19 protein-coding genes are annotated in these 24,357 nt (G+C 67.0%); 8 read left to right on the top strand and 11 right to left on the bottom strand.

The window, feature by feature from the left end; translation table 11 throughout:
* Nucleotides 1-3 precede the first annotated feature (3 nt).
* The 4 genes from CXQ90_RS15820 to CXQ90_RS15805 all read right to left on the bottom strand — a co-directional run bounded on the left by CXQ90_RS15820 (nt 4) and on the right by CXQ90_RS15805 (nt 4,133).
* Nucleotides 4-1,797: a nickel-dependent hydrogenase large subunit gene (locus tag CXQ90_RS15820; protein WP_104140337.1), complete on the bottom strand. Its 1,794-nt coding sequence runs from the start codon at nt 1,795-1,797 to the stop codon at nt 4-6.
* A 28-nt stretch (nt 1,798-1,825) separates the two neighbouring features.
* Complete coding sequence (locus CXQ90_RS15815; protein ID WP_104140336.1) at nt 1,826-2,884, bottom strand: hydrogenase expression protein HypE; 1,059 nt, start codon at nt 2,882-2,884, stop codon at nt 1,826-1,828.
* Nucleotides 2,885-2,915: 31 nt separating this feature from the next.
* On the bottom strand, nt 2,916-3,731 hold the full coding sequence (gene hypB / locus CXQ90_RS15810; protein WP_258064556.1) for a hydrogenase nickel incorporation protein HypB: 816 nt from the start codon (nt 3,729-3,731) through the stop codon (nt 2,916-2,918).
* Nucleotides 3,732-3,803: 72 nt separating this feature from the next.
* Nucleotides 3,804-4,133, bottom strand: coding sequence for a hydrogenase maturation nickel metallochaperone HypA (locus CXQ90_RS15805; protein ID WP_104140334.1), 330 nt, complete (start codon nt 4,131-4,133; stop codon nt 3,804-3,806).
* 235 nt (nt 4,134-4,368) lie between these two features.
* Here CXQ90_RS15805 and CXQ90_RS15800 point away from each other — a divergent pair, with 235 nt between their 5' ends.
* On the top strand, nt 4,369-4,674 hold the full coding sequence (locus tag CXQ90_RS15800) for a hypothetical protein (RefSeq protein ID WP_104140333.1): 306 nt from the start codon (nt 4,369-4,371) through the stop codon (nt 4,672-4,674).
* A 42-nt stretch (nt 4,675-4,716) separates the two neighbouring features.
* On the opposite strand, the gene CXQ90_RS15795 is transcribed toward CXQ90_RS15800, so the two are convergent.
* On the bottom strand, nt 4,717-5,346 hold the full coding sequence (locus CXQ90_RS15795) for a DedA family protein (RefSeq protein WP_104140332.1): 630 nt from the start codon (nt 5,344-5,346) through the stop codon (nt 4,717-4,719).
* Nucleotides 5,347-5,424: 78 nt separating this feature from the next.
* Between CXQ90_RS15795 and CXQ90_RS15790 the strand changes: the two genes are divergently transcribed.
* The gene (locus CXQ90_RS15790; RefSeq protein WP_104140331.1) at nt 5,425-6,024 is read left to right on the top strand and encodes an O-acetyl-ADP-ribose deacetylase; all 600 of its coding nucleotides are present in this window, start codon (nt 5,425-5,427) and stop codon (nt 6,022-6,024) included.
* Between the two features lie 22 nt (nt 6,025-6,046).
* On the opposite strand, the gene CXQ90_RS15785 is transcribed toward CXQ90_RS15790, so the two are convergent.
* The gene (locus CXQ90_RS15785) at nt 6,047-7,027 is read right to left on the bottom strand and encodes a pseudouridine synthase (protein WP_104140330.1); all 981 of its coding nucleotides are present in this window, start codon (nt 7,025-7,027) and stop codon (nt 6,047-6,049) included.
* A 160-nt stretch (nt 7,028-7,187) separates the two neighbouring features.
* Here CXQ90_RS15785 and CXQ90_RS15780 point away from each other — a divergent pair, with 160 nt between their 5' ends.
* Nucleotides 7,188-7,865, top strand: a complete 678-nt coding sequence (locus CXQ90_RS15780; RefSeq protein WP_104140329.1) for a helix-turn-helix domain-containing protein — start codon at nt 7,188-7,190, stop codon at nt 7,863-7,865.
* A complete protein-coding gene (locus CXQ90_RS15775) occupies nt 7,858-8,550 on the top strand; it encodes an SRPBCC domain-containing protein (RefSeq protein ID WP_104140328.1) in 693 nt (230 codons plus the stop codon). The genes CXQ90_RS15780 and CXQ90_RS15775 overlap by 8 nt, the downstream gene beginning before the upstream one ends.
* 146 nt (nt 8,551-8,696) lie before the next feature.
* Here CXQ90_RS15775 and CXQ90_RS15770 read toward each other — a convergent pair whose 3' ends face one another.
* Nucleotides 8,697-10,181: a PLP-dependent aminotransferase family protein gene (locus CXQ90_RS15770; RefSeq protein WP_104140327.1), complete on the bottom strand. Its 1,485-nt coding sequence runs from the start codon at nt 10,179-10,181 to the stop codon at nt 8,697-8,699.
* Between the two features lie 60 nt (nt 10,182-10,241).
* Here CXQ90_RS15770 and CXQ90_RS15765 point away from each other — a divergent pair, with 60 nt between their 5' ends.
* Nucleotides 10,242-10,910 carry a YitT family protein gene (locus tag CXQ90_RS15765; RefSeq protein WP_258064555.1) on the top strand — a complete coding sequence of 223 codons (669 nt, stop codon included), beginning with the start codon at nt 10,242-10,244 and terminating at the stop codon, nt 10,908-10,910.
* Nucleotides 10,911-10,971: 61 nt separating this feature from the next.
* Here the strand turns inward: CXQ90_RS15765 and CXQ90_RS15760 are convergent, their stop codons facing one another.
* From CXQ90_RS15760 to CXQ90_RS22435, 4 genes are all read right to left on the bottom strand, one after another.
* On the bottom strand, nt 10,972-11,844 hold the full coding sequence (locus CXQ90_RS15760) for a DNA-formamidopyrimidine glycosylase family protein (RefSeq protein WP_104140326.1): 873 nt from the start codon (nt 11,842-11,844) through the stop codon (nt 10,972-10,974).
* Nucleotides 11,837-16,888: a DEAD/DEAH box helicase gene (locus tag CXQ90_RS15755; protein ID WP_104140325.1), complete on the bottom strand. Its 5,052-nt coding sequence runs from the start codon at nt 16,886-16,888 to the stop codon at nt 11,837-11,839. The genes CXQ90_RS15760 and CXQ90_RS15755 overlap by 8 nt, the downstream gene beginning before the upstream one ends.
* Before the next feature lie 145 nt (nt 16,889-17,033).
* Nucleotides 17,034-18,530 carry an FAD-dependent oxidoreductase gene (locus tag CXQ90_RS15750; RefSeq protein WP_104140429.1) on the bottom strand — a complete coding sequence of 499 codons (1,497 nt, stop codon included), beginning with the start codon at nt 18,528-18,530 and terminating at the stop codon, nt 17,034-17,036.
* A 157-nt stretch (nt 18,531-18,687) separates the two neighbouring features.
* Nucleotides 18,688-19,368, bottom strand: coding sequence for a DUF4232 domain-containing protein (locus tag CXQ90_RS22435; RefSeq protein WP_181038586.1), 681 nt, complete (start codon nt 19,366-19,368; stop codon nt 18,688-18,690).
* Between the two features lie 466 nt (nt 19,369-19,834).
* On the opposite strand from CXQ90_RS22435, the gene CXQ90_RS15740 reads away from it, so the two are divergent.
* The 3 genes from CXQ90_RS15740 to CXQ90_RS15730 all read left to right on the top strand — a co-directional run.
* Complete coding sequence (locus CXQ90_RS15740; protein WP_308470556.1) at nt 19,835-23,005, top strand: efflux RND transporter permease subunit; 3,171 nt, start codon at nt 19,835-19,837, stop codon at nt 23,003-23,005.
* Nucleotides 23,006-23,103: 98 nt separating this feature from the next.
* Entirely contained in the window at nt 23,104-23,445 is a 342-nt protein-coding gene (locus tag CXQ90_RS15735; protein WP_258064554.1) for a hypothetical protein, read from the top strand.
* 1 nt (nt 23,446) lies between these two features.
* Nucleotides 23,447-24,357 (top strand): efflux RND transporter permease subunit (locus tag CXQ90_RS15730; RefSeq protein WP_146068913.1); only part of this gene is annotated, 911 nt, incomplete at its 3' end.

Raw genomic sequence — 24,357 nt, 5'->3', positions numbered from 1 at the left:
CTGTTACTCGCCGGTCAGCGTCTGGGTCGGGGAGTGCAGCTTCTCCAGCGTCTGGCCGTTGCCCAGATACATGTGAACACCGCAGGGGAGGCAAGGGTCAAAGCTGCGGACGGTGCGCATGATGTCGATGCCTTTGAAGTGCTCGCGGTCATTCTCCTCAAAAATCGGCTGCCCCTGCACGGCGTCCTCGTACGGTCCGGCAACGCCGGCGGAGTCCGTCGGGCTGGCGTTCCACGGGGTGGGCGGGTAGGGGTGGTAGTTGGCGATCTTGCCGTCGCGGATCACCATGTGGTGGGACAGCACGCCCCGCACGGCTTCCGTGAACCCGCAACCGATGCCCTCCTCGGGAACCTCGAAGGTTTCCCAGGTCTTGGTGCGGCCGGCGCGAATCTCCTCCAGTGCCTTTTCCGCGAAGTGCAGCGCCGCCGCGGCCGCGTAGGCCTGGAAGTACGTGCGGGCCCGGTTCCGCTCCAGGGTGTTGCTCCACTGCGGGATGTTCCACTCGAAGGACACCGGTCCCTTCAGCGCCGTCTTGGGCAGGTTGATCTGGACGCTCCTCCCCGTGGCCTTGATGTAGCCGATGTCCACGAGGCCGGCGAGCGCCGTGGCCCAGAGCCGGGCCAGCGGGCCGCCGCCGGTGTCCAGCGCAAGGTTGTCCTGGCCATCGAACCAGCGGGGGGACATGACCCAGCTGTACTTCTCCGAGAGGTCCCGCTTCTGCGGCCTGGGGTTGGTGTGCTGGTTCCAGGGATGGCGGCGGTCCACGGGATTGCCCAGCGGATCGTGGGTGACGAACATTTCCTGGTCTTCCCAGTCCTCGTAATAGGAGGAGCCGAGCATGATCCGGATGCCCAAGTTGATCCGCACCAGGTCCGTGGTGACGAGTTTGCCGTCCACCACGACGCCCGGCGTGACAAACATCTTCCGGCCCCAGTCGGTCATGTCCTTGTACTCGAAGTTGCAGTAGTCCGGGTCCTGGAGCGACCCCCAGCAGCCCAGCAGCGTGCGGCGCAGGCCCACCTGCTCGTAGCCCGGCAGCGCTTCGTAGAAGAAGTCGAACAGGTCGTCGTGCATGGGAACGACCTTTTTCATGAACTCGACGTACCGCATGAGGCGGGTGATGTAGTCCGTCATCAGCTGGATGGTGGCGACCGTACCCACGCCGCCCGGGTACAGCGTGGACGGGTGGACGTGGCGTCCTTCCATCAGGCAGAACATCTCGCGGGTGAGGCGGCTGACCTGCAGCGCCTCGCGGTAGAACTCCCCGGTGAACGGGTTCAGCGAGCGCATGATGTCCGCGATCGTGCGGTAGCCGTGGTCGCCTTCATGGGGAGCCCGGGTGTTTTCCGCCTTGGCCAGGACGCCGGGGTTGGTTTCGGACACCATCTTTTCGCAGTAGTCCACACCGACGAGGTTTTCCTGGAAGATGTTGTGGTCGAACATGTACTCGGCGGCTTCGCCGAGGTTCACAATCCACTCGCCCAGGTTCGGCGGCTTCACGCCGTACGCCATGTTTTGCGTGTAGCAGGAGCAGGTGGCGTGGTTGTCGCCGCAGATTCCGCAGATGCGGCTGGTGATGAAGTGGGCGTCCCGCGGGTCCTTGCCCTTCATGAAGATGGAATAGCCGCGGAAGATCGAGGACGTGCTCTTGCACTCCACCACCTGGTTGTTCTCGAAATCGATCTTGGTGTAGATGCCGAGGCTGCCGACGATCCTCGTGATGGGGTCCCAGTTCATCTCCACCAGGTTGTTGTTGCCCGTTCCGCTCCCGGAATTCATTGGAATCGTGGAGGTCATTGTGCTTCGCCTGTCTGGAAGTGGGGGGTTACCAGGTGCGCTGGGCGCCGGTAAGGAGCTCGCGTCCGGGCCGGCGCCACTTTGGCTCCTGGTCCAGGGTGTGGGTGGTGATGCCCCGAAGGGCCCTGATGGCGGAGCCATAGGGGCGGATGGAGCCCGTGGAAAGCTTGCCGCCGGGCGGCTCATCCATGAAGGGCATGAACTTGTCCGGGAAGCCCGGCATGGTGCAGCCGATGCAGATGCCTCCGACGTTCGGGCAGCCGCCGATGCCGTTCATCCAGCCGCGCTTGGGCACATTGCACTTGACCACGGGGCCCCAGCAGCCGAGCTTGACGATGCACTTGGGAGAGCCGTACTCCGTGGCGAAGTCACCCTGCTCGTAGTAGCCCGCCCGGTCACAGCCTTCATGGACGGTCTTGCCGAACAGCCAGGTGGGCCGCAGGTTGTCATCCAGCGGAATCATCGGGGCCTGGCCGGTGGCCTGGTACAGCAGGTAGGTCATGGTTTCGGAGAGGTTGTCCGGCTGGATGGGGCACCCGGGGACGCACACAATGGGGATGCCCGCCTTGGACTTCCAGCCATACCCGAGGTAGTCCGGGACGCCCATGGCACCGGTCGGATTTCCCGCCATGGCGTGGATGCCGCCGTACGTTGCGCAGGTGCCGGCGGCGATGATCGCGGTGGCTTTTGGCGCCAGGCGGTCCAGCCACTCACTCGTGGTCACCGGCTGGCCGGTCTCGAGGTCGTTGCCGAACCCGCACCAGTAGCCGCCCGGCTCGTGGAGTTTTTCGTTCGGGATGGAGCCCTCGACCACCAGGACGAACGGCTCCAGCTCCCCGCGGTCCGCCTTGCGGAACCACTCCAGGAAGTCGTCGGCCCCTTCCTGGGGACCGCACTCGAAATCGATCAGGGGCCAGTGCATGGCGATCCGGGGCAGGCCGGGCAGCGCGCCCAGCGCTATCTCCTCGACGCTGGGCTGCGTGGCCGCCGTCAGGGCGACCGAATCGCCGTCGCAACTGAGTCCTGCGTTAATCCACAGCACGTGGATGAGGGCTTCTTCGGCCTTGAGGGATGTTTCAGTAGGCATTGTTGCCTCTTTCGGTGGCCCACGCGGGGGCTCAGTGGGCGTCTGTCAGCGAATCAGTCAAGGTGTCTGACCGGGATGTGTCTGAGCGGGAAGTGATGCCGTCGAGCCAGTCATACCAGGCGGCGAGACCTTCGCCTGTTGTGGCCGAAACTGTCACGAAATCGGCTCGCGGATTGACCTGCCGGATGCGGCGCAGGCACTCGTCGACGTCGAAATCGACATAGGGGAGCAGGTCCGACTTGTTGACGATCACCAGGTCGGCTGCCATGAACATGTGCGGGTATTTCTGCGGTTTGTCATCACCTTCCGTCACTGAAACGACCACCACCTTGGCTGTTTCGCCAAGGTCAAACAGCGCGGGGCAGACGAGGTTGCCCACGTTTTCTATAAAGACTGTGGAACCGGTTTCCGGGTCCAGGGCGTCGAGCCCGCGCCGGAGCATGTCGGCGTCGAGATGGCAGCCGGCACCGGTGTTGATCTGGATGACGGGCCGGCCCACCGCGCGGATGCGGTCCGCATCCAGGGATGTCTCTTGGTCCCCCTCGATGACGCCGGCGCGGAGGCGCTCGCCGAGATCCGCCAGGGTGCGGACCAGGAGGGTGGTCTTGCCGGCACCGGGCGAACTCATCACGTTGAAGGCCCGGACACCGCGGCCGGCGAGCCAGCCGCGGTTCCGAGCCGCCAGCAGGTCATTCTTGGCGAGCAGGTTCTGTTCCAGTGAGATGGTTTCCGTCTGCGGGGACTGATGGTGATGGCCCGGACCGTGGTCGTGCGGGTGCTCGTGGTCATGCGGGTGCTGGTGGCTGTGGTTAACGGCGTGGACGTGCAGCTGCTCATGCTCCGGCATGTAGTGAGTTCCCTCAAGGCTCGAAACCCGGGTGCCGGACTCATCACCGCAACCGCACGTTGTACACATCTCCTACGCCACCTCCACCGACATCAGCATGAGTTCGCGGCCACGGAGAACTTCGACGTCCGCACTTCCGCATTGGCAAAGCAGGATCAGGTCGGGCAACTCGAATTCGTCCTGGCAGGTCCGGCACCGGGCCAGCCCCTGCGGCTCGTCGATCCACAGCCGGGCCCCGGCCAGGGGCGTGCCTGCGGAGACCACGTCGAAGCAAAAGCGCATGGCGTCGGGCAATACGCCGGAGAGTGCACCGACTCGGAGGTTGACCGCCGTTACCGTCCGTTCGCCTGTACGGTCCAGAACGGCGTCCACAAGGCCCTGCGTGATGGAGAGTTCGTGCATGGTGGCACCCCTTCCTGCCAAGATAGGCTCGCCTCCGATAAAGCGCAACCACCCAAATTCAGGCGGGAATGTGCCCTCGCTGACCAGGCCACGAAGTTCCCCCGGCGTCCCTCCCGGCACCCCGCGCGAACGGTCATCTAAGGCTCCTCCCAACGGCGCGAACAGGCAGATAATGCCCTCAAAAGCACGATCCGTGGGCGTTATCTGCGTGTTCGCGCACACGTTAAGGTGGAGGATGCCGTCGTTCCAGACCAGACTCAAGATCACCGGGCTGAAGCCGGGCAACCCTCCGGAGGCCGTGATGGCGGCTGCGGTGGAGGCCCTGGGCACCCGCCATCACGTGGAATCCAACCAGCTGGAACTCGCGGGCGGCGTGCCGCAACTGAACCTGCGGTTCCTCGTGGAGGCCACGGAATACAGCGGCGAGAACCGCCAGGCGCGCGAATCGGCAGCGATGATGCGCGACGCCGTCGAACGCGTTGCGGTGACCGGCTCGCTTTCGGTGCTCCGCCGCAGCCGTGGCCGCTGGGCGCCGGTCTGACCGCTGCTGCCTGACTTTCCGGTCCGCCTGTTGGCGGCCGGCTCAGCGGAGCGGTTCGGCGGGGCCGTCCGGCTCGTCCACGGGCGACCGGCTCCCGCCCCGGCGCGTGGCGATCACCCCTACTAGGGCCCCGATCACCAGACCCACGCCCAGGCCGATCAGCGAGCTCGCCCAGAACGGCAGCCCGGTCGCGGAGCCGGTGAAATAGCCGAGTCCCACCAGCCAGGTCGCCCAGAGCACCCCGCCCAGACCCGCACAAAGATTGAAGCCCCGGGTGGAAACGTCGGCGATGCCGGCGGCCGCGGAGGTGGCAAGCCGGCCGCCGGGAATGAACCGGGCCCCGATGATGGTCCCGTAGGTGGACGAGCGGCCCGCCTTGGCGATGGCTTCGTGGATGCCCCGGTGGACTTTCCGGCCCCACGCCCAATGGTCCAGGACATGGCTGAGGCGGCGCTTGAACAGCTGGAACACGATGACGTCGCCGAGCCACGAGGCCGCGGCGGACAGGCTGCCGATCAGGAGCAGGTTGGCCCGGCCCTCCGCGGACAGTGCCCCGCCGGTGATCAGGACCATTTCCGAAGGGATGGGCGGAAAAATGGCATCGCCGAGGACCGCCGGAATGATCCAGAAGTAGATCGCGGCCCCCCAGGTGTCCGCGTTGCCGAAGTCCATTCGCACAACGTACCGCACTTGGCGCCGGCACGGTGCTCAGCCCTTCGCCGGGACGGGTTGCGGTGCCACACTGGCAGCATGAGGATCGAGATTGTTCAGGGCGACATCACCGCGCGGCCTGTGGATGCGATTGTGAACGCGGCAAATTCGTCGCTCTTGGGCGGAGGCGGCGTGGACGGCGCCATCCACCGGGCGGCGGGGCCGGAACTGCTCGAAGCCTGCCGGCTGCTGCGCTCCGGCGAGCTGCAGAACGGGCTTGCGGTCGGTGCGGCCGTAGCCACTCCGGGATTCCGGCTGCCGGCAACCTGGGTGATTCACACCGCGGGTCCGAACCGCCACGTCGGCCAGACCAACCCCGCGCTGCTGGCATCCTGCTTCACCGAGAGCCTGCGGATCGCCGAGGGCCTCGGCGCGCGGTCGGTCGCCTTCCCCGCGGTGGGTGCCGGCGTTTACGGCTGGGACGCCCGCCAGGTTGCGCAGGTGGCGCTCGACGCCATCCGCGGGTATGCCGCCCGCTCAAAGGAACCCGGGGTGGAAGTGGCGGAGTTCGTCCTGTTCAGCGCCGAGATGGCCGCCATTTTCCGTGACGTCCTTGGCGGCGATGCCGCAGAGCCCGCCGCCGCTGGCCACTCCGCCGATGACCCCGCCGCCGGTGAGACGGGCGGGGGCCGGAGCTAGTCCGGCCCCGGTGCCGCCGGTGTCAGCGGACTTCGCTCAGCTCAAGCCGGCTGCGGTACTCCACGGGCTCCTTGGTGATGGGGTCGACAAACCGGATGCCGCGGGCCAGCAGCTGGAGCGGCTTGGTGTAGTCGTCCGGGGCCTTGTCCAGCAGGTCCGGGTAGAACGCGTCGTGCAGGATGCCCAGGCCCAGCGAGGCCATGTGCACCCTGAGCTGGTGCGTCTTGCCGGAATGCGGCTCGAGGCGGTACAGCCCGCGCGGACCCGAAGCGGGTGACGCGGCGGCGGCCGGACCGCCGTCGGAAGCTCCGCCGTCGGAAGTTCCGGCCTCGAACGTCCTGATCAGGTCGATGCGGGTCTCCGCATTGGGCTCGCCGTCGATCACCTCGGCGAGCAGGTAGCTGCGGGACTTGGTCATCCGGTTGCGGACCACCACGGGGAAGTCGACGGCGGCGTGACCGGCAGCGGGCCGGGCGGCGGCGACGCACTCGTACTCTTTCTGCACCAGGCGCTTCTCGAAGAGCACCTGGTACCTGCCTCGAGTTTCCGGGTTGGTGGAGAGGAGGAGGATGCCGGCGGTCATGCGGTCCAGCCGGTGCATCGGTATGAGATCCGGGAGGTTCAGCTGGTTCCGGAGCCGCACCAGCGCCGATTCCTGGATGTACGTGCCGCCCGGGGTTGTGGGCAGGAAGTGCGGCTTGTCCACCACCAGGATGTGATCGTCCTGGTGCAGGATGTTCAGCTCCACGGGCAGGCGGGTCTCCGGCGGGAGCGTGCGGTAGTACCAGATGAAGGTGTGGTCCTCGAGCCTGGTGCGCCGGTCCAGGGGGATGCCGCCCTCGCCCACGATCTCGCCGGCGTCGAACCGGTCCTCGATGCCCTGCGGGTCGATGTGCCCCCAGCGGTGCATCATGTAGTCCATCGCGGTGGTCCAGGGGCCCTCGTCCGGGAGGCGCAGGCGGGTGGCGTTCACGCCGTCGCGCACGGGGAGGGGGGATTGCATCACCGGTCCATTCTACCGGGGCCCTCTCCTCCCGCCGTTTCGACGATTCCTTGCGGGCTAGACGCGGCCCGTCGTCGAACCCGGCAGGGAACCGTCTAAACGGCTACCGACGACAAAAAAGTTCTTGACAAATAAAATTGTCGGTAGGCACACTGGAAGCATGTTGGACATCGAAGTGATCGAGGACCCGGCAGCCGCGGAGGCGTCCCTGGATCCCATCCGCACCCGGATCCTCCACGAGCTGGCCGAGCCCTGGTCGGCCACGCAGCTCGCCGGCAGGGTGGGCCTGCCGCGGCAGAAGGTGAACTACCACCTCAAGGCGCTGGAGCGGCACGGGCTGGTGGAGCTCGTTGAGGAGCGCCGCAAGGGAAACGTCACCGAGCGCGTGGTGCAGGCAACGGCCGCTTCCTACCTGATCTCGCCGGTGGCGCTGGCCTCCGTGGCGCCGGATCCGCACCGCTTCTCGGACCGGTTTTCAGCATTCTGGCTCCTGGCGCTGGCGGGCCGGACGGTCCAGGAGGTGGGCAAGCTCATCACCGGTGCCGCCGCCGCCAAGCAGAAACTCGCCACATTCGCGATCGACGGCGAGATCACGTTCCGCTCCGCCGCCGACCGTGCCGCTTTCGCCGAGGAGCTGGGCGTCGCCGTCACGAGGCTGGTGGACAAGTATCACGACGGCGGTGCTGCCGCGGGCGGCGCCGGGACCGTGAACGCCGCGGCGGGCGGCGGCCCGCGCGGCCGCAACCACCGGCTCGTCCTCGCCCTTCACCCCACGCTTAAACCGACCGGAACATCATCAACCAAGCCCATATCAGCTAAGGAGCAGGACAATGACTGACAACCGCGAATTCGAGATCGTCTTCGATACCGAACTGCCCGGCACCCCCGAGCGCGTCTGGGAAGCCGTCACCAAGGACACCCCGGCGTGGATGTTCCCCACGGACCAGTGGCCTGCAGTGAAGACGGTGGAGGAGTACCCGCGTCATCTGGTGACCCGCATGGACGGGCCGGACGGCTGGTTCAACCAGCTGGAGCATGTCCTTGAACCGCTCGACGGCGGCCGCGCCAAACTCCACTACGTCCACAGCGGCATCTTCGTGGACAACTGGGACGGGCAGTACGACGGCGCCAGCAAGCACACCGAATTTTACCTGCATACCCTGGGCCAATACCTCAGGCACTTCGACGGCAGGCCTGTGGTGTTCACGGACGTGCAGGCGCCGCCGACGTCCCAGTCGCCGGACGGCTTCGTGCGGCTCAAGATGGCGCTCGGCGTGGAAGGCGCGTCGGCGGGCCACGCCGTAGACGTGGAGCTCGACGGCGTCGGGCGGCTTTCAGGGGAGGTGGACTTCTCCAACGAGCACTTCCTGGGCCTGCGGACCGGGGATGCGCTGTACCGGTTCTTTGGCCGCAACTCCTTCGGCGCCCCGGTGGGCATGACCGTGCACGACTTCGGCGGCACCCGGGATTCATCGGCTACGGCCACGGCCTGGGGCGGCTTCCTCGCGAAGGTCTACGCGTAGCACTTCACGACGGCAGAACACGGCGAGCCTGCCCTGCGACGCGCAACCGATCCCAAGACGCGCAAAATGCCTGGCGACAACGGAATTACGGCGTCCCGGGCATTTTGCGCGTCACCAGGCAATTCCGGCGTCAGACAACTCCGGCGTCAGGCGATGGCGACGGCGGGGGAGTTCCGGAGCGTCCGGCGCAGTTGCGGGGCGGCGTCCAGCCTGTCCTGGGCCGAGCGCAGGGCCAGGACCGCCGTTTCCAGCTGGTCCGGCGGCAGCGTGAAGGGGATGCGGAGATGGTTTTCGAAGACGCCGCCCACGCCGAAGCGCGGGCCCGCCGCAAGGCGGATGCCAAGCTCCGGGGCGATCACGGTCAGGGCCGTGCTGCTGGGAGCGGGGAGCCGGCACCAGACGGCCAGGCCGCCGTCGGGCCGTTCGGGCTGCCACTGCGGCAAATGGCCGCGCAGCAGTTCCAGCAGCGCCGAGCGGTTCTTCCGCAGCGCGGCCAGCCGGCCGGGCAGCGGCTCCGCCAGATTGCGCACCAGGTGCGCGGCCGCGAGCTGCTCCACCACGGGCCCGCCGAGATCCATGGTGGTGCGGATGGCGGCGAAGCGCTGGATCATGCCTTCGGAGGCGCGGATCCAACCCGTGCGCATGCCGGCCCAGTGGGACTTGCTCAGTGATCCGATGGACACCACCGCCGGACTGAAGGAGGCCATCGGCGCCGCGGTGCCGCCGTCGAGGTTCAGCTCGCGAAGGGTTTCATCCGCCACCAGGATGGTGCCTGCCGCAGCGGCTGCCCGGACCAGCCGGCGGCGCTGGGAATCAGGCATCAGTCGGCCCGTGGGGTTGTGGAAGTCTGGCACCATGTAGGCCATTTTGGGCCGCTGCTGCATCAGTGCCGCTTCCGTGGCGGCGATGTCCCAGCCGGTCTCGGGTGCAGGCGGCAGCGCCACCGGCACCATCCTGCCGCCAGCGGCGCGGATGGCATCCAGCGCATTCGGGTACGTGGGGTGCTCCACCAGGACCCGGTCCTGCCGGCCGACGAGTGTGCGCAGCACGATGTTCAGCGCATGCTGGGCGCCCGAGGTCACCAAAATCTGCGCCGCCGAGGTGGGGACTCCGACGGCGGTGTACCTCCCGGCAATTGCTTCGCGGAGGGCCGGAACGCCGAGGGCGTCGTAGCCGAATCCAGGCAACAGGGCAGGCAGTTCCGTCAGGGCTGCGGCGAACGCCCGGTGCACGGCTTCGCCGCTGGCCGGGAGGGAAGCATAGGCGAGGTCGATGACGCCGTCCGGAACCGCGAGTCCCGGCGCCCCGGACAGCCCTGCGCCCGCCTCACCCCTTGGTCCTGTGGACTGCCCTGCGGTCCGGGGCAGGCAGGTGCGGCCGCGCGTGCCTTGGCCGCTGCTCAGGAAACCCTGGTCGCGCAGGCTGGCATAGGCTGCCGTCACTGTAGTGCGGCTGACCGCGAGCGTGGCGGACAGGGTCCGCTCGCTGGGGAGTGCGGTGCCCAGGGGGATGCGGCCGTCCAGGACCAGAAGGCGGACGACGTCGGCCAGCTCGCGGTAGGCGGGCCCGGCGCCGAGGTGCCACTGGCCGAGCAGCCGTGCGAGGGCGGTGGGAGTCAGGGAGCTGGTCATCAGGCCAGTATCTCAAACTGGCCATGGAAAACAAGGCCAGTTGTCCTTCAGGATGGTTCAATGATGACTCGCAGACTCGTACAGCTCTTCACCGGCCTCGCCATGTACGGCATTTCCTTGGCCATGTTCATCCGTGCCGGACTCGGCCTGGACCCCTGGGACGTGTTTCACCAGGGCGTGGCTGGACGCACCGGGCTGAGCATCGGTGCAGTGGTGATCATCGTCAGCTTCCTCGTGTTGCTGCTGTGGATTCCACTGCGTCAGTGGCCGGGGTTCGGCACACTCTGCAACGCCGTGCTGGTAGGGGTGTTCGCCGATGTCGGCCTGGCGATGATCCCGTCCTTCTCCCACCTCGGCGGGCAGATTGCCCTGCTGGGAGGCGCCGTGGTGCTCAACGCGATTGCTTCAGCCTGCTACATCGGCGCACGCTTCGGCCCGGGTGCCCGCGACGGACTCATGACCGGCCTGGCACGGCGCACGGGATGGTCCGTCCGGGTGTCCCGGACACTGATTGAAGTGGTGGTCCTCGCCGCGGGCTGGCTGCTGGGCGGTTCGGTGGGGGTGGGCACCGTCGTCTATGCGCTGGCCATCGGTCCCTTGGTCCAGCTCCTGCTGCCGCGCTTCATGGTCCCGGCGGCCATCCCTTCCCAGGCCCCCGCCCAGGTCCCCGGTCAGGCCCGTACGGAGAATGCTGCGGAAGAGGCCGGGGAAACGGTGGCCACTTCCTGAGCCGCAACCTCGTCATCCCCCGGCGCAAGAGACGGGCCTACGGGACATGGTGAGCGGTGCGTCAGGGCTGGCCGACACCGATCAGCGGCTGGCATTTGGGGCAGAAGTATATGTCCCGCTCCTCGGTGACCAGATCCACCGATCTCGCCGATCCCGCGGGCAGCGTCTTGCCCAGCACGCTGCGTCGGATGGGGGTCCGGCAGCGCAGGCAGGGCTGGTGCTCACGCCGGTAGACCCAGTAACCGGGCCGGCCGGCCGCGCGGCCCACGGGAGTGCCACGCGCGTTGAGCAGTGTGGTGCGCCGGCCGGGTCCAAGGTTGGCCTCGAGGAGCTGCTTGGCATCCGCGAACATGGCGGGCAGATCCGTCACGGCGGCGACGGGGGACGCCGGGTGGACCCCGGCCAGGAAGCACACCTCGCAGCGGTAGATGTTGCCGATGCCTGCAAGGTTGCTTTGATCCAGCAGGGCAACTCCGACCGGAACGTCAGGCGCCGCCGCCACGCGTCGTTCGGCCTCGGCAGGGTCCCAGTCCGGACCGAGCAGGTCGGGGCCGAGAAATCCGACGGCCTTGTCCTCGTCTGCTGTCTTGATGACCTCGAGCATGCCTAGCGAGAACCCGACGGCGTCTGCCGCCGCCGTGCGGAGGACGCATCTTGCCGTGAAGCCCGGCTTGCGCCACCGGCCGCCTGGCGGGTAGACCTGCCAGCTGCCTTCCATCTTGAGGTGCGAATGGATGGTCAGCCGGTCGTCGGCCGGACCCACCAGGCGCATGAGCAGGTGCTTTCCGCGCGGCACCACTTCCTGGACAGTCCAGTCCCGGAGGTTCAGCGTCGCGAAGCGGGGAACGCGGAAGTCGGAGGCCAGCAGTATTTGCCCGGCAAGGGCCGCGTGCAGCTGGTTCGCCGCACGCCAGACGGAATCGCCCTCAGGCACGGATTCTCAGTCCTTTCGGAGTGGAGTAGGCCCCGGCGTGGGTCAGGGCGGATGCCACCGGGGTGTCCAGGATGCCGTGGCCGTTGACCTTCTCCATGACGAGTTTGTCCACGGCGCCCCGCTTCACCACGTCCACGAGGGCGGCGCCGGCGGCGGCGAGAACGGGCTGGTCCTCGGTGAAGACGAGCAGGGTTTTTCCGCCGCGTTCCACGTAGAGCACCAGCGCGCCGTCGACCATCACCACAAGCGCCCCCGCCTTCCGCCCGGGCCGGTGGCCGCTGCCGGCCTCGACGCTGAGGGCGGGCCACGGCAGGGCGGCGCCGTACGGGTTAGCGGGATCGGTGGCGGCGAGGGCCAGGGCCACGGGTTCCGGTTTGGCCAGCTGGGTGTCCTCCGAATAGGAACGCAGGCGGTCCACCGTGGCGGGCACTGCGAACTGGGCCGCCCCGAGGTGCTCGATGAAGTACCCGCGCCGGCAGCGTCCGGCCTCCTCGAGCCGGGCCAGCACCTTGTACATGAGCCCGAACCCGCCCAGGATGTTTTCGGCCATGACTGAGCCGCGCGTGACCACGCCGTAACGGTCGAGGAGCAGCTCGGCAGTGGCGCGGGCGTGGATAGTGGCGTCGAGCTCAGGCGCCGGGAGCGCCGACCAGCGCCCGGCCGCCAGCGGGGGTGTGGGGGCAGAACCGGTGACTGATCCGTACCGTCCACCGCTGAGCCCGGGGGAACCGAGCAGCCCGGTTCCGTGCGAGCGCCCCAGCCGGCTCATCCGCGGGGCACGGGCGCGCGGTGCCCGGGCAACCTGCCGGTGGGCGGTGTGTCCGCCGGCGATCAAGGCCCGGACGGGGGCGAACGTGTCTCCGGTTACCCGGCCGGCCCAGGCGAGGTCCCACAGCGCGGACACCACTTCCTGGTCGCTGAGGACCAAGTCCATTCCGCCGGCCACTTCCGTCAGTTGGCGGAAGAAGTAGCCACCGCCGTTGGTCTGGAGGTAATCCAGCAACCGTTGCTGGGAGTCCCCGGGTTCGAAGTCGACCGCCGGGTTCAGGGTCAGTTCAGCCGAGTCCGCCAGATGCAGGCTGATCCAGCCGTCATTGCCGGGCAGGGAGCCGGCACCGGACCAGAGAACCTCGCCGGCTGCCATCAGTTCGTCCAGCATGGCCGGCTGATAGTTCGATATCCGGCTGGCCAGCACCAGGGGTTCCCACGCCGACGCCGGAACAGGCACTCCGGACAACTGATCGATGGCCGTCACTATCCCGTCCAGCCCGCGCAGCGCCGGCTGACCGCGGCCGGTTCCCGGGGTGCGGACGTTCTGCCAGGCGGGCAGGAACCGCCCGTAGGCTGTGGCATCCACCGGTTCCACTTCGGCACGAAGTGCGGCCAGGGAACGGCGCCGCAGTTTGCGCAGGACTTCGGCGTCGCACCACTCGCTGCCGGCGGCGGCGGTGGTGGCGGACGCGGGCGCAGGGGCGTCAGGCGCGGGTGCGGATGCAGTTGGGGCCGTGGCAGTCTGGTTGGCTGCTGGCTCGGTGTGGGGCCGGAACTCGCCCTCCACCACTCGGCCGTCCGCCGCGAGCCGCTTCAGGGCCGTACCGACGACGGCCACGCCAAGTCCCAGCCTGGCCGCGGCTTCCGTTGCCGTGAAGGGTCCGTGGGTTCGCGCATAGCGCGAGACGAGGTCGCCCAGGGGATCCGCCACCGGCTCGATGAAAGCCAGGGGCACGCCCATGGGAAGCGGGACCCCGATGGCGTCGCGCAGCCTTGCGGCATCTTCAACCGCCGCAAACCGCTCGACGCCGCCGATGGAGACCTTGATGGCCCGGTTGGCCCGCTGCAGCGCGGCGAGGTGTGCGACGGCGTCCGCGACGACGGTCTCGTCAGGCACGGCTTCGGCAGGCTCGGCTTCGGCAGGCTCAACCGGCGGTCGCTCGGCTTCGGCAGGCTCAACCGTCAGCGGCGTGAGCCTGGCGGCCACTTCCTCCGGGGCCAGCGGACCGAGGAGCCGCAGCAGGTCGGCCACGCCCTCGACGCCGCGGACTTTACGGTCTGGAGCGAGGCGCTGCAGTTCGCGCTCGGTGGCTTCGATGACCCTGGCGTCCAGGAGTTCTCGCAGCTCCACGCGGCCCAGGAGTTCGTTGAGCAGGGTGGAGTCCAGGGCCAGCGCGGCGGCACGGCGCTCGGCCAGCGGGGAGTCGCCCTCGTAAAGGAACTGCGCCACGTAACCGAAGAGCAGCGACTTCGCGAACGGCGACGGCTGCTGCGTGGTTGTCTGCACGATCCGCAGTTCCCGGCGTTCCACGGATGCCGCGATTTCTTTCAGGGCCGGAAGATCGTACACATCCTGCAGGCATTCCCGAACGGTTTCCAGCACGATGGGGAAGGAAGGGTACTTTCGCGCGACATCCAGCAGCTGGGCGGACCGCTGGCGCTGCTGCCACAGCGGCTGCCGTTTTCCGGGCGTCTGCCGCGGCAGCAGCAGGGCCCGGGCCGCGCACTCGCGGAAACGGGAGGCGAAGAGGGCACTGCCGCCCACCTCGGCCGTGACGATCTGCTCCAGCTCCTCGGGGTCGAACAGGAACAGCTCGGCGCCCGGCGGTTCGTCCTCCATCATGGGGACGCGGAGCACAATGCCGTCGTCGGCCGCCATGGCGGACCCGTCCAGGCCGTAGCGCTGGTGCAGGCGCTGGCCCACCGCAAGAGCCCACGGCGCGTGGACCGGCATGCCGAACGGGCTGTGGAGGATGACCCGCCAGTCGCCGAGTTCGTCGTGGAAGCGTTCCACCACGAGGGTCGTATCGCTGGGGACCACCTCGGTGGCCAGCTTTTGTTCGTTGAGGTACTGCAGCAGGTTGTTGGCGGCGAAGTCGTCCAAACCGCTGGCCTTGCAGCGTTCGGTGGCGGGGCCGACGTCGGACGCTGACAGTTCGCGGACGAACGCGCCGAGGGCGCGGCCCAGGTCAACCGGCCGTCCCAGCGAGTCGCCTTTCCAGAAGGGGAGCTTTCCGGGCTGGCCGAAGGCGGGCGAGACGAGCACGCGGTCGTGGGTGATGTCCTCGATTTTCCAGCTCGTGGCCCCGAGGGCGAAGATGTCGCCCACGCGGGATTCGTAGACCATCTCCTCATCGAGTTCGCCGACGCGCCGGCCGCCTTTTGCCGGCGACGCGGTACCGGAGGCCTTGCCGTCCCCTGCTGCTCCGCCGGGGGAGGCCGCCCCTTCCGCTTCGGTGCCGATGATGTAGACGCCGAACAGGCCGCGGTCCGGGATGGTTCCGCCGGAGGTGACGGCGAGGCGCTGCGCCCCCGGCCTTCCTTCGATGGTGCCGGCGTTGCGGTCCCAGATGATGCGCGGACGGAGCTCGGCGAATTCGTCCGAGGGGTAGCGTCCGGCGAGCAGGTCCAGGGTGGCTTCGAAGGCGGAGCGGGGGAGCGTGGCAAAGGGTGCGGACCGCCGCACAGTGGAAAACCACTCCTCCACGTCGATGCTGCCGAGGGCCGTCGCGGCGACGGTCTGCTGGGCCAGGATGTCGAGGGGGTTGGCCGGAACGCTGAGGCGCTCGATTTTGCCGTCCAGCATGCGTTCCACCGTGATGGCCGTGTGGACGAGGTCGGCGCGGTGCTTGGGGAAGAGATATCCCTGCGAGACTTCGCCCACCTGGTGGCCGGCACGGCCCACCCGCTGCAGTCCGCTGGCCACCGAGGGCGGCGATTCCACCTGCACCACCAGGTCCACCGCGCCCATGTCGATGCCGAGTTCCAGGGAGGACGTGGCCACGACGCAGCGCAGGCGCCCGGATTTGAGGTCGTCCTCGATCATCGCCCGCTGGTCCTTGGACACCGAGCCGTGGTGGGCCCTGGCGAGCAGGGGATCGGCGCCTGCCGTGCTCCCGGCCTGGGCCATCATATGTGCGGGTGTGGCCGTGGACGTCGGCAGGATCCCGGCCGCGGACGGTGACGGGTCCTCCCAGCCGCCGCCGACCGTCATGAGCTGCCGTTCGGCGTGGATCTCGTTCAGCCGCGCCGTCAGCCGTTCCGCCAGGCGCCGTGAGTTGGCGAAGACGATGGTGGACTGGTTCGCCAGCACCAGGTCCACGATCTTTTCCTCCACGTGGGGCCAGATCGAAGCCTGCGGCTGTAGCCCTGAGGCGGGGCCGGAATCGAAGGCGCCGGCGGCGCCCTGAAGATCGGACATGTCCTCCACGGGAACGGACACGGTAAGATCCCAGTTCTTGCGGGAGGGCGGCGCCACGATCTGGACCGGAGCAGAACCGGCCAGGAACTGCGCCACGAGCTCCCGCGGCTCCACCGTGGCGGACAGGCCGATCCGCTGGGCGGGCTTGGGCAGCAGGGCATCGAGGCGCTCCAGCGAGACCGCGAGGTGTGCCCCGCGCTTGGTGCCGGCCACGGCATGGACCTCATCGACGATGACGGTGTCCACCTCGCTCAGAGTCTCCCGGGCTCTGGACGTCAGCATGAGGAACAGGGACTCCGGGGTGGTGATGAGAATGTCCGGCGGGTTGCTGAGCAGGGCGCGGCGGTCCGAGGCCGGTGTATCGCCGGACCTGACGCCGACGGTGATCAGCGGGGCGGGCAGGTCCAGCCGCTTGGCCGTCTGCGTGATGCCGATGAGGGGCGAGCGGAGGTTGCGTTCGACGTCGACGCCAAGCGCCTTGAGCGGTGAAATGTACAGCACGCGGGTTTTCCGCTTGGGCTTCCTGGCCCGGGGCTGTTTGGCCGCCCGGGAGCCGCCCGCGACTCCGGCGGGAGGTTCCTCCAGGCCCGGCAGCTCCGTGGGGATTGCCGCTCCGGACACCAGCAGCCGGTCCAGCGCCCAGAGGAATGCCGCCAGGGTTTTACCAGACCCCGTGGGTGCCACCACGAGGGCGTGCGAACCGGAGGAGATGGCCGCCCAGGCGCCCTGCTGGGCGGGCGTGGGCTCGGAGAAGGCACCCAGGAACCACTCCCGGGTGGGCCGGCTGAACTGGCCCATCGAGTCCACCGTAGATGTGCCGCCGGATGTGCCGGCGGGCTCCTGCGACTGCATGCCTCCATCATGCCCTAAGGCACCGACAGTAATGCCTGCGGCCTCCGCCCGCAGCGCGCGGCCCACGCCTGCGGCCTCGGCCCGGCGCACGGCCCACGCCGCACGGCGCACGGCCTCCGCTCGGAACGGCGTCAGGCCCGACGGTTCACTCGGCGGCAGGAAGATCGTGCGTGGCCGGTCCCTCGAGGACCTTTCCCTCGTGGCTGAACCGGGAGCCGTGTAGCGGGCAGTCCCAGGATTTTTCGTTGTCGTTCCAGTGGAGTACCCCGCCGAGGTGGGTGCAGACGGCAGACAGGGTGCACGTGGTTCCGTTCACGGTTGACGTTGCGACGGGCTTGCGGCCGCGCAGGGCCAAGGCTCCCGTCCCCTCCGCCGGCGGTGTGCTGGATTCCGCAGGCAGTTTCTTGAGCCCGGCCTGCCCCCAGTCCTTGGCGAGCGTGGCGGCAACGTCCGCGTTGAGGGCCACGGCGGATGCCGCACCCGGAGGGGACGTCACACGGCGGTGAATGGTGTTGGCCCAGGGCAATTGGCCTCCCAGGATGTCCGCGGCGATGCCAAGGGATGCGGCCACCGCATTGGTCATGCCCCACTTGTTGTACCCCGTGGCAAAGTAGATTCGGCCCCGTCCGCGGGGGAGTTTGCCGAAGAACGGCATGAGGTTGGTGGCCTGGTAGTCCTGCGCGGACCAGGTGTGGGTCACCGTCGCGTCCGGAAAATGTGAGGCCGCCCAGGCCAGCACCTCGTCCAGGTGCGCCTGTTCGGATCGCGCCTTTCCCACGGGATGTCCGTTGCCGCCCACCAGCAGCAGGCGCCGCCCGTCGGCGGGATAGTCCCGCAACGACCGGACGGGCTGCTCTACTGACAGGTACATGCCGTCCGGCGGCACGGCGTCGCCGGACAATTCCAGTGCCGCGGCGTACGAGCGGTTGGGCTTGAGCTTGGCGAAGTACAGGCCGCGGTTCAGGATGGGCGTGCCGGTGGCCAGCACCACTTCGTTGGCATGCACCGTTCCGTGGTCGGTCTCAACTTTCGCAGGGTTCGTTCCGCTGACGTTCTGGACGCGGACGCCGGAGACGATGGTGCCGCCGTGCGAGCGGACGTCCTCAGCCAAGGCAAGGAGGACGTCCATTGGATTTATCTGTGCCTGTCCGCCAAGGCGCAGGGACCCATGCACCGGGAAAGGCAGCCCGGCGTCGCGGACAAAGTCCACTTCCAGGCCCGCCGCCAAGGCCACGGCAAGCTCTTCGCGAAGCTTCTCTGTCCCCTTTGGCGTAGTGGCGTAGGTGTATGCGTCGCGCTTTTGGAACGGCACCCTGCGGGTTTCCAGATAGCGCAGCAGCCAGGCCTGCCCTTCGCGGTTGGCTGCCACGTAGGCGTCAACGATTTTGGCGGAGTATTGACGCCGGAGGCCGGACAGGACAGTGCCTTGCAGCAGGGTGACTTTGGCGGTGGTGTTGCCCGTGGCCACGGCTCCGGGGCTTCTCGCCTCGAGGACCAGGACGTTCTGCCCCGAGCGTGCCAGCAGCAGCGCCGTGACCAGCCCGGTCAGGCCGGCGCCGACGACAACGGTGTCGTAGGCCTCCCCCTGGCTGAATTCGTCGCCCGTGAAAGTATCGGTGCGGTCCAACCAGAGTGACGTCACGTATATCAACCCGCCTTCGGCCCGTGCCCAGTCCGCGAGGCAATCCCGCGCCGGCCCGGTGCGGACACCAAGACCCTGAGTATCCGCAAGTGTACTTACGGATTCGGGGCCGGAACAGGCTCTGGGCCAGAACAGTCAAACGGTGCGGTGCATAAACCTAGCGGGCCTGGAACGCCCCGATGCTCAGGAGCTCAATGGAGGCGTTGCTGCAGGCATCCGAAGGACGTGCCACGAACAGCGACGCCGTGTCCTCGGGTGGGTAAACCCGGAACCCCGCCGCAGGCGCCTTGACGCAGTCGGGGTAGTTGCCCGCCTGCGTGTAGCGGAGCACGGCCGTTCCCGATTTACCGGGTGCCAGCAGCACGTCGCCGACGGGAACCGATGTTTCGCGCTGCGCCGGCGCCCCGATCGGCTGGCCGTTGGGGCCACTGGTCAGCGAGACGCCGGCGAAACCCTTGAGTTGGCAGGAGGCCTGGCCGGTGTTGGTCAGAATCAGCTCCATGTAGACGCTGCCGGCCGCGCCGCCGCCGGTGGCATCCGTCGTGGCTTTCAGCGCGCCGGCCTTGCACAGTTGGGCGGCGGCGGCGGTGGCCTGGGGCGCTTCAGAGAGGGGGGTCGCTGAAGGGCTGGATGGTGCCACCGAAGAAGAAGAAGAGGACGACGACGGGGCTGAAGTTTCGAGGGCAGGCTGGCTGCCGCTGGCGCTGGGGGAGCCCGTACCAGGTTCCGCGCTCCCTTGCCCGGCCGGCTGGCTGGGCCCGCAGGCAGTCAGCAGGAGCGCGAGTGCGGCAGCCGCCGTCGTGCATGTCAGTCCGTTGGTGATTCGCTGAAGCCTCATGGCTTTACCTTTACGGCCGTTCCTGCCGGAGTCAACGAAGGCACGGCGGCCGCGCGAATTTGTTGCCCGGATCGTGACGTCCGGGCCGCCGAAACCGGACCGTTGAAACTGCTTTCGGCGGCGGCGATAATTTCGTGCGGTTGATGCAACGATAAACCTTCGTTAGGCCCCAGAAATAGCGGAATTCCGGGGCAATTTTGCGTTGATAAGGCGATTTCGCTGTGCCAGAATGAACTTGGTCTCGCTTGTCCATCACTTGGATGAATTTTAATTCGAACAGGTGCTAATAGCTCATAGTCCGGCCCGGCAGCAACGTAGCAGCCGCCGCCGGCAGTGCCCTCTAATACCGGGGCACGCAGGGTTGTAGGGAGGCAGCTCGGCATTCGTCCGCGGCAACGCCGCTGCGGGCGATCCTGAATAGGCGCATCAGTAATTGGCCCCGGCAACGCAGCCCGAGCCAATAACGATGGGGGCTGAGGTTATGACCGGTTGGCTTGTCCGCTGGAGTCTTAAGTTTCGTTTGATCGTTTTGGCCGTTGCGGCCGGCATCCTAGGGTTCGGACTAACGAGCCTGCCGTCCATGCCAATGGATAATCTTCCTGAATTTTCTCCACCGCATGTGGAAATTCAAACTGAAGCACTTGGGTTGTCGGCCGTGGAGGTCGAGCAGCTCATTACGTCGCCCATGGAGGCGGACCTGCTGAATGGGGTCGCCTGGCTCGATGAAATCCGTTCCGTGTCCGTTCCCGGCCTGTCGTCCATTGAGATGGTCTTTGAGCCCGGGACGGACATACTGCGTGCCCGTCAGCTGGTGGCTGAACGCCTGACGCAGGCGTTTGCCCTGCCGAATGTCTCCACCCCACCGGTCCTGATGCAGCCGCTGTCCTCGACCAGCCGGGTGATGATGGTCCAGATGACTTCCGAGGACGTCTCGCCGATCGACATGTCGGTCCTGGCCCGCTGGGACATCAAACCCGCACTTATGGGTGTTCCCGGTGTGGCCAACGTTTCCATATACGGCCAGCGCGAGCAGCAGTTGCAGGTCCAGGTCGACCCTGCGAAGCTCCGTGCGGAGGGCGTGACCCTGAACGATGTTGTGGAGACAGCGGGCAATGCAGTCTGGGTTTCACCGCTGAGCTTCCTTGAGGCGTCAACCCCGGGTACCGGCGGGTTCCTGGAATCCGCAAACCAGCGCATCGGCATCCAGCATGTTCTTCCCATCCGTACTCCGGCTGATCTGGGGAAGGTCAGCGTTGAGGGAAGCACTAACAAGTCCCTGAAACTGTCCGACGTGACCAGCTTGGTCGAGGATCATCAGCCTCTGATCGGCGATGCCGTCACTGGCAAGACCCCGGGACTGCTGTTGGTGATCGAGAAATTCCCGGATACCAGCGTCGCGGAGGTGACCGCAGGCGTTGAGGAAGTTCTGGACGGCCTGCGACCCGGCCTGTCAGGGATCACCGTCGATTCGACCGTGTTCCGTCCGGCATCCTTCCTGGAGTCGGCTGCAAGCGGACTGGGTGTGGCATTGCTCGTGAGCTTGCTGGTGGTGACGGCCGCCATCGGGCTGGCGTTCCGGTCTTGGCGGTACGCGCTGCTGGCCTTTGTTGCCATTTCTGTGGCTGCCATGGCTGCCGCCCTCGTGCTGCAGTTCCAAGGGGCCGTCCTGAATACCATGGCGTTCGCCGGCCTGATCCTGGCGCTGGTGGTGGTCATTGGTGACATCGTCACGGATCTGCACAGTTTCCGCAGTGGCGCTTCGGACGAGAAGATGTCCCGCGAAGATCTGCTCCACCACGGGCTGCAGCGTTCGCGGGTGCCAGTCCTGTTTGCAGGCCTTGTGGCGCTGCTGGCAGTGGCGCCGGCGTTGTTCGTTCCAGGTGTTGACGGAGCCTTCCTGAAGCCTCTGGTGTTGTCGTATCTGCTGGCAACGGCGGTGGCAATGCTGGTGGCCCTGACAGTCACGCCGGCGCTGGGGAGCCTGCTGCTGCGGGCCAGCCGCCGGCCACGGCGGAGCATCCCCCTGGTGGAGAAGCTGGGACAGCGCTACCGCCGGTCATCGGGATCCTTTGCCAAGAAGAGCGCCGTTCTGGTTGCTTCCGTCGCGGCAGTACTGGCCATTGTTGCGGTGGCGCTAGTGCCGGGATTGACCAGGGAACTGCCCGTCGTGGGCTCGGTTCCCGACCGCACTCTGCTGGTTGAGTGGAATGCGGCGGCAGGGACCGGGCCGGACGTCATGAACCGCCTGATGACCACAGCCGGCGAGGAGCTTAGCGCTGTAGAAGGCGTGGCGAAAGTCGGCGGCCATACGGGCCGGGCCATCACCTCGGACCAGTCCTCCAATGTCAGTGCCGGCGAACTTTGGGTCACCATGGACGAGGGTGCCAACATCGGCGATGTCCGGGCCAATGTCCAGTCGATCGTGGCGGGATACCCTGGGCTGAACGCAAACGTCACCACCTACCCTGAGCAGCAAGTTTCCTTGGCCAAGGCTCATGACGAGCGTCAGTTCCGGGTGCGCGTGTACGGGGTTGATTTGGCCATCCTGCGTGAGAAGGCCAACGAAATCCGAGACGTCCTGTCCCGCACGGGTGGCGTGGTGAGTCCAACCGTGGAAGCCACTTCTGAACAGCCCGTCGCCGAGATCGAGGTTGATCTTGCGAAGGCTCAGCGCGAAGGGGTCAAGCCCGGCGACGTGCGGCGTGCCGCGGCCACTGTTCTACAGGGCATCGAGGTCGGGTACCTGTTCGAGCAGCAGAAGGTGTTCCAGGTAATCGTCAAGGGCACGGCGGAAACACGCCACAGCCTGACCAGTGTCCAGAACATGCTGGTCGACAAGCCCGGAGGCGGACAGGTACGCCTCGGTGACGTTGCCAGCGTCAGGCTGAGCCCCAACCAAACGGTGATCCACCACGACGATACGTCCCGGCGCATCGATGTTGTGGCGGACATCCAGGGCCGGAGCTTGGCAGACGTAACTGCCGACGTTCAGGCGGCCATCAAGGGAATGCAGTTCCCGGTCGAGTACCACGCCGAGATTCCCAAGCAGTACGGCGAGCAGCAGGCAGCCGGCTCACTGATCGGGTGGCTAGCGGCGGCGGCGGCAGCAGGCATCCTGGTGCTGCTGCTGACGGTTCTCGGCAGCTGGCGCCTCGCAGCACTCGTGTTTGTGCTCCTGCCGGTGGCATTGCTGGGAGGCATCATTGCAGCCTGGCTGACTGGGGGCTTCGGATCGCTCTACGTCCTCGTCGCCCTGGCTGCCGTACTGGCCTTCGCCGTCAGAGACACTGTCATGTTGATGGGAACCTACCAGTCCCTGCAACGGCAGGCGCCAACGGAGGCTTCGGGAGTGCTGATGAAACAGGCGGCTTCGGAACGCCTTCAGCCGACGGTGTTGTCGGCAGTCATAACGGGCTTGGCGCTGGTGCCGCTGGTGCTGCTCGGCGGGTCTGTCGGCTCCGGCATGCTGCTGCCGCTGGCTCTGATTGTGTGGGGCGGCTTGATCACGTCGGCCCTGCTCACCTTGTACGTCCTGCCGGTCCTCTTCCTGCGTTTTGGGCCGGCTGCCAACACGGACTGGGGGAGCTCATTGGTTAACAACGGACAGGTTCTGCCAGAGAGGTCGGAAGTGTCATGAAAAGCAATAGTGGTTTTGGGGGCTGGCGTTCTGTTCTCATGCTTGCCTGCGCAGCATCAATTGGCCTCTCCGGCTGTGCGGCAGTGAAACCTGCTGCTGTGCCCACCGGGGAAGCTCCGGCCAGCATGGAGAAGGTGGGGGACCTGAACCGGCTGACACTGACGGACAAGGCAGTCGAGAGGCTCGGGTTGACCACGGCGAAGGTCACCAAAGGCAGTGCCCTGGAAGTCCCCTACGGGGCATTGATATATGACGGCGCCGGCAAGACCTGGGTCTACACCAATCCGGAGCCAAGGACTTACATCCGGGCGGCAGTGACGGTGGACAGGATCGCCGCCGACAACGTCCAGCTCCGGTCCGGTCCGCCGGCCGGAACCGATGTTGTCACCGTGGGTGCTGCGGAACTGTTCGGGGCCGAATTCGGCACGAAGGGCCACTGACATGCGCCGGATTGTCGGATTCAGCCTGAAATTCCGCGCCTTGGTGGTGGCCATCGCGGTGGCAATGATGGCGTTCGGCGGCGTTCAGCTCAGCACGGCCTCTGTGGATGTCTTTCCCGAGTTTGCGCCGCCGAAGGTGGAGATCCAGACCATCGCCATTGGTCTGACCGCTGCCGAGGTGGAACAGCTGGTGAGCGTTCCGCTCGAAGACGCCCTCAACGGCGTCGAAGGGCTGGACGAGATCCGCTCCAAATCGGTGGAACAGCTGTCCTCGATCGTGCTGATTTTCGCTCCGGGGGCGGACCTGCTCAAGGCCCGCCAGCTCGTCTCGGAGCGCATCGCCACCGTCACGCCGTCGTTGCCCACCTGGGCGTCGCCGCCGATGATGCTGCAGCCGCTGTCATCCACCAGTCGGGTCATGAAAATCGGCCTGACGTCGGATGAACGCTCGCTGATTGAAATGTCCATGATCTCCTACTGGAAGATCCGGCAGCACCTGCTGCGTGTCCCGGGCGTGGCCAACGTCGCCATCTGGGGCGAACGTCTGCAAATGCTTCAGGTGCAGGCGGTCCCGGAGAAGCTAAAGGCTAACGACGTCACCCTGAACCAGGTCATGGATGTCACAGCCAATGCGCTGGATGCCGGCCTGCTGCAGTACACGCCCGGGGCCGTCATCGGCACCGGCGGCCACGTTGAGACGCCGAACCAGCGGCTCAGCATCCAGCACGTGCTGCCCATCGCCACCCCTGAGGATCTCGCGCAGATCACGATCGAGGAACGGAACGGGAAGCCGCTCCGCTTGGGTGACGTGGCCAACGTGGTTGAAGATCATCAACCGCTCATTGGTGACGCCGTGATCAATCAGGGTCCAGGGCTGATGCTTATTGTTGAGAAACTTCCCTGGGGCAACAC

It is taken from the genome of Arthrobacter sp. ZGTC131, from assembly GCF_002929275.1.
Lineage (GTDB): Bacteria > Actinomycetota > Actinomycetes > Actinomycetales > Micrococcaceae > Arthrobacter.
Note: the sequence above shows the minus strand (reverse complement) of the source record. Positions and strands in the feature narration are given on the sequence as shown.